The following is a 3,976-nucleotide window of genomic DNA, read 5'->3' as shown; positions in this document are numbered from 1 at the left end:
AGTCCCGCCCTGGGCACCAAACATAAGTTTACTAACGTCTACTCTAGTAAACTAACTCCTAGAAAGACCTGATAAATCAATCAGGTCTTTTCTTTTTATGTCTACTTTAGTCCATTGCAATCAACATGCACCACGGGGCATAATCTGGGGCACCTACACTTCTATTTTTAAATGTGCCCCTAAAAAATGAAACTAAACGCACGACAAATCGAAGCAGCAAAACCCAAAGAAAAAACCTACAAACTCGCTGATGGTGGCGGACTCTACTTGGAGATCACTTCACGCGGCTCTAAATACTGGCGGATGAAGTATCGCCGCCCTACCGATAAGAAAGAAGACCGACTGGCTTTTGGTGTTTATCCTATAGTGTCTTTAGCTGATGCACGGGCTAAACGAGATGAAGCCAAAAAACTCATAGCCCAAGGTGCTGACCCCAAAGCAGAGAAAAAAGGGGCACAAGCTGAATCAAAAGGGGCACCATCCTTTGAACAGGTAGCCCGCGAATGGCACGCTAGCAATAAGCGATGGAGTGAAGATCACAGCAACCGCATTTTACGCAGCCTTGAGCACTATATTTTTCCTCATATTGGCAAGCTCGACATCTCCACTTTAAGAACAAGCCAACTTTTAGTACCTATCAAATCCGTTGATGCCGATGGTAAACATGATATCGCTCAGCGATTACAGCAGCGTGTTACTTCCATCATGCGATACGCTGTCCAGAATGATATTCTTGAATCTAATCCTGCAAATGATATGTCTGGCGCACTTTCCACAGTAAAAGCCAAACATCACCCAGCACTCCCCCACGAACGTTTACCTGAATTTCTTACCCGTCTTTCTCACTATCGCGGGCGCTTGATTACTCAAATTGCTGTAGAACTGACTTTATTAACGTTCGTCCGTTCCAGTGAGTTGAGATTTGCCCGTTGGGAAGAACTTGATCTTGAAAATGCTGTCTGGAAAATTCCCGCCACAAGAAAACCCATTGAAGGCGTTAAATTCTCTGAACGTGGCATGAAAATGAAAACCGAACATATTGTGCCGTTGAGTCGTCAAGCCGTATCTCTCTTTAAAACCTTACAGGGCTTGAGTGGAGAATGTGAGGTGATGTTTCCTCATGACTATAATCCGGCAAAAGTCATGAGCGAAAGTACCGTAAATAATGCCTTACGCGGTATGGGATACGACACCAAAACAGAAGTTTGTGGTCATGGATTTAGAACAATGGCGCGTGGTGCGATGGGCGAATCTGGATTATGGAACGATGATGCAATAGAGCGCCAGTTAAGCCATGTGGAAAGAAAAAACGTCCGCGCTGCGTATATTCACACATCTAAGCATCTGGATGAACGGCAGCTAATGGTTCAATGGTGGGCTGATTATCTGGACGCAAATAGAGAAAAATATATAACTCCATATGACTTTGCTAAAAAACGTCGGAAATAATTTCATCTGGAACTATATATTATATTGCGTATCAGAGGCATCAGGTAAAGATAGTAAATTATCAAAAAGTACTGACTAATTTTATACCAGCCTGTAGTACCGTTGCGGGTTGGTATATTTTCCATTGTTAGTATTTTATAACTAAAAATGGTTAACAATCAAAATAATAAGATGCAACACACTCTTTGTATGAAACGGATTACTATTCCTATGTGATGATCTCACATTGGAACTTCGCTTTAATTGTCCCTGTTCTAACAACGTCTAGAAACATCAAATATAGATAAGTTAACAGGGAAAACCACATGTCAATAATTACCACACCTAAAGAAAGTCTTATTCGTTTGTCAGAAGTTCAACGCAGAACAGGTTATAGCAAAGCGTGGATCTATAGACTTATTGGAGAAGATAAATTTCCGAAACAAATTAAAATTGGCACTCGCTCAGTTGCTTTTCTTGAATCAGAAGTTGATGGCTGGATAGCTCAACGTATTTCTGAATCTCGCGGTGAAATGTAATAGAAAATATATTTTCAGCATAACCAAAAAGCACAAAAATAAAAAAATTATGAACAATAAAAATACTGATAATAACCGTTACGGATACCCTTACGTCAAAAATCAGGAAAACGATATTTTAATTATCGATACAGCAATTAGTTGGGATGAAAAAGAAAAGGATAACATAACAGATGCTACCCTTAACCTATCCTCTTTAAGAGAGATAGTTAATCATTGGTCTTATTGTAGATTAGCTGACTATTGTTCAGATGATGCTTTTGCCTTGCGCTGGCGGCGTTTGATCTCACCCTTCATTGCAGCAACAATAAAACCAGCATTGCTTTCACCATTTATTTTAACTTGTTCCATATCTTCCATGACTTCATGTGGTATGCGAACAGTAGTCATTTGTGATTTTGCATTCTTCGCACCAGTTGCCATTACTGAATCCTCTGTGATTTGGTGTATTTCATTATACATAAAAAGTAAACCGGAAAAAGTATTGACGTTTATTTCACCCAAGGATAAAGTGAAATACACCTTGATGCTTTTAAAGCAGAAAACGACAACGCCCCGAAGTGCTACCAACACTATCGAGGCGTCTAACCACAACGTAAAGGAGACTTACGCGATGGCTGGCATACAGCATACCCAAACTCGCCCTAAATTTACATGCCTAATTCATTCCCAGCGCCTTATCATCATTCTGGCGGGTATCTCCTTCCTGAGATCCGTTTCTCGTCAGGAGGTGCGCCGTGGGTAAAAAAACACTTTCATTAAAACAGGCGGAGTATCGCACACAGCTAGCAGCTTCTGTTTTCACGTTTATTCTCGAAAAGTCACCGGAAGAATGCACCATTGAACTCAATAACTTGATTTTTCTGGCGCGTGATATCAATCAGGAAGTACAGCAGGCTCTGTTGAAACATACGCCACAGCCCTTGTTGATGACATTGTTAGGGTATGTGGTGAACAGACATCAGAAAGCAATACCGTTAGATCAGGCTATGTATCGGGCAGGGCTAGCCATATCGTTATTTGAGGTCATTCTTGACCAAATCGGCAGGGATTGTTCAGAAGAACTGCGCGATCTGTTATCGCTGGCCTGTGATTTCAACCAAGACGTCTATTATGCACTGTGTACGGCTGTTTATGGGGAGGAATAAATCATGAGTCAACGCTCCTCACAGTCTAAAAGCCCTATGGGAAACCGCCCGATAGACGTTATTCGAAGCGTGAAACAATCCGCCATGAATCACTGGCAAAGCCTGTTGCCAGCCTGTGGTGTTGATGTTCCGGCAAAGGGGAAGCATGGCGCTTGCCCGATATGCGGTGGAACTGACCGTTTTCACTTTATAGACGATAACCATCACGGCGATTGGCATTGTCGCCAGTGTGATCAGCCCAATCATGGTGATGGTCTGGATTTAGTGGCAAGGGCTAAAGGTATCACTATCCTGACCGCCGCTAAACAGGTTGCTGATGTGATGGCAATGCCGCTGCCTGAATCGAAACCAGTTAAAGAGCTGCCTCAAACAATGAAACCCATTGCGGAGCGGATCGCGGTGCTGGTGGCAAAATCGATAAGGGGAGAATCTCAGTATCTGGTGAAAAAGGGGCTGAAATGCCCCAATCAGCGGCTATTGCAGGATTCTCTATTGCTGGTAACTCAGACACTGAACGGTACTATCACCGGCGCTCAGACCATCAAGCCAAACGGCGAAAAACGCCTTGTTTCCGGCACGCAGAAGAAAGGGAGCTTTATTCCGGTATCTGAGATTACCGGAACGCCTGACACCATCATCATTACAGAAGGTTACGCGACAGCGCTGACTGTCAGCCAGTTACATAATGGTGTGGTGCTGGCTGCCATTGATGAAAGCAATTTATCAACTGTTGCTGAAATGGTCAGAAAGCAATGGTCTGAATCGAAAATCATTCTTGCGGCTGACAATGACTGGCACGAGCCGGAAGAACGGGATAAGAACAGAAAACTGAAAAAGAACGTGGGCAAAATAGCGGCAGAA

General features: G+C 43.0%; 5 protein-coding genes and 1 pseudogene. 5 read left to right on the top strand and 1 reads right to left on the bottom strand.

Annotation, left to right across the window (positions count from 1 at the left end):
- Positions 1–186 precede the first annotated feature (186 nt).
- Both FE392_RS16370 and FE392_RS16365 read left to right on the top strand, forming a co-directional pair.
- Positions 187–1,449, top strand: coding sequence for a tyrosine-type recombinase/integrase (locus FE392_RS16370; protein ID WP_319931278.1), 1,263 nt, complete (start codon positions 187–189; stop codon positions 1,447–1,449).
- A gap of 305 nt (positions 1,450–1,754) precedes the next feature.
- Positions 1,755–1,967: a helix-turn-helix transcriptional regulator gene (locus tag FE392_RS16365; RefSeq protein WP_038188287.1), complete on the top strand. Its 213-nt coding sequence runs from the start codon at positions 1,755–1,757 to the stop codon at positions 1,965–1,967.
- A 249-nt stretch (positions 1,968–2,216) separates the two neighbouring features.
- Here FE392_RS16365 and FE392_RS16360 read toward each other — a convergent pair.
- Positions 2,217–2,390: pseudogene (locus FE392_RS16360) on the bottom strand (YlcI/YnfO family protein); the annotation flags it as partial.
- 61 nt (positions 2,391–2,451) lie between these two features.
- Between FE392_RS16360 and FE392_RS16355 the strand changes: the two are divergent.
- The 3 genes from FE392_RS16355 to FE392_RS16345 all read left to right on the top strand — a co-directional run.
- Positions 2,452–2,712 carry a hypothetical protein gene (locus tag FE392_RS16355; protein WP_319931277.1) on the top strand — a complete coding sequence of 87 codons (261 nt, stop codon included), beginning with the start codon at positions 2,452–2,454 and terminating at the stop codon, positions 2,710–2,712.
- Complete coding sequence (locus FE392_RS16350) at positions 2,705–3,115, top strand: hypothetical protein (protein WP_319931276.1); 411 nt, start codon at positions 2,705–2,707, stop codon at positions 3,113–3,115. Before FE392_RS16355 ends, FE392_RS16350 begins: the two co-directional genes overlap by 8 nt.
- Positions 3,116–3,118: 3 nt before the next feature.
- On the top strand, positions 3,119–3,976 hold an 858-nt coding region (locus tag FE392_RS16345; RefSeq protein ID WP_319931275.1), incomplete at its 3' end, for a primase-helicase zinc-binding domain-containing protein.

The organism is Xenorhabdus santafensis (genome assembly GCF_033949405.1).
GTDB lineage: Bacteria > Pseudomonadota > Gammaproteobacteria > Enterobacterales > Enterobacteriaceae > Xenorhabdus > Xenorhabdus santafensis.
This window is presented reverse-complemented; position numbering and strand designations above follow the sequence as displayed.

Bases quoted from the DNA above. Each gene is read 5' to 3' on its own strand.
- FE392_RS16370 (WP_319931278.1), top strand. From the start codon at position 187: ATGAAACTAAACGCACGACAAATCGAAGCAGCAAAACCCAAAGAAAAA.
- FE392_RS16365 (WP_038188287.1), top strand. From the start codon at position 1,755: ATGTCAATAATTACCACACCTAAAGAAAGTCTTATTCGTTTGTCAGAA.